Origin of the sequence: Mesorhizobium sp. M7A.F.Ca.CA.001.08.2.1 (assembly GCF_003998455.1) — a bacterium.
GTDB lineage: Bacteria > Pseudomonadota > Alphaproteobacteria > Rhizobiales > Rhizobiaceae > Mesorhizobium > Mesorhizobium ciceri.
This window is the reverse complement of the sequence record NZ_RZPW01001173.1, coordinates 1-1,187: the sequence shown is the minus strand read 5'-3', so window position 1 is coordinate 1,187 and position 1,187 is coordinate 1. Positions and strand designations below refer to the sequence as shown.

1 protein-coding gene is annotated in these 1,187 nt (G+C 62.4%); it reads left to right on the top strand.

Annotation, left to right across the window (positions count from 1 at the left end; genetic code table 11):
- Positions 1–117 precede the first annotated feature (117 nt).
- Positions 118–1,187, top strand: a 1,070-nt coding sequence (locus EN914_RS35920) for a homoserine O-acetyltransferase (RefSeq protein WP_127384017.1), incomplete at its 3' end; no start/stop codon positions are given.

The window sequence follows — 1,187 nt, the reverse complement described above, 5'->3', positions numbered from 1 at the left end:
GTAACCGGCTTTGCGACCGCAATGCCGGTTTTTTGTTGTCCGCGCCGGCCGGACACCCGTATCGGCATCGACTTTCGACGAGTGCGATGCGTGGGCTCAAAGTGTGAGATGGATGTCATGGCCGTTCTGCGTGCCCGCAAAACCAACAACGAGGTCGACCAACCGTCGAGCCCGGTTTTGCGTTTTGGATCCGACAAGCCGCTCAAGCTGGACGCCGGTACGCTGCTGTCACCGTTCCAGATCGCCTACCAGACCTACGGCACGCTGAACGATGCCCGCTCCAACGCCATCCTCGTCTGCCATGCGCTGACCGGAGACCAGCACGTCGCCAGCACCAATCCGGTGACCGGCAAGCCAGGCTGGTGGGAAGTGCTGATCGGGCCCGGCAAGATCATCGACACCAATCGTTTCTTCGTCATCTGCTCCAACGTCATCGGCGGTTGCCTTGGGTCCACCGGCCCGGCCTCGACCAATCCCGCCACCGGCAAGCCCTATGGGCTTGACCTGCCGATCATCACCATCCGCGACATGGTGCGGGCGCAGCAGATGCTGATCGACCATTTCGGCATCGAGAAACTGTTTTGCGTGCTCGGCGGCTCGATGGGCGGCATGCAGGTGCTGGAATGGGCGTCGAGCTATCCGGAGCGCGTCTTCTCGGCACTGCCGATCGCCACCGGCGCGCGCCATTCCTCGCAGAACATCGCCTTTCATGAGGTTGGCCGGCAGGCTGTCATGGCCGATCCGGACTGGCATGGCGGCAAATATTTCGAGCACGGCAAACGCCCGGAAAAGGGCCTGGCGGTAGCGCGCATGGCCGCCCACATCACTTACCTGTCGGAAGCCGCCCTGCACCGCAAGTTCGGCCGCAATCTGCAGGATCGCGAAGCGCTGACCTTCGGCTTCGACGCCGACTTCCAGATCGAAAGCTATCTGCGCCATCAGGGCATGACCTTCGTCGATCGCTTCGACGCCAATTCCTACCTCTACATGACGCGATCGATGGACTATTTCGACCTCGCCGCAGACCATGGCGGCCGGTTGGCCGACGCTTTCGCCGGCACGAAAACCCGCTTCTGCCTGGTGTCCTTCACCTCGGATTGGCTGTTCCCGACCGAGGAGAGCCGCTCGATCGTGCATGCGCTCAACGCCGCCGGCGCATCGGTATCCTTCGTCGAGATCGAGACCGA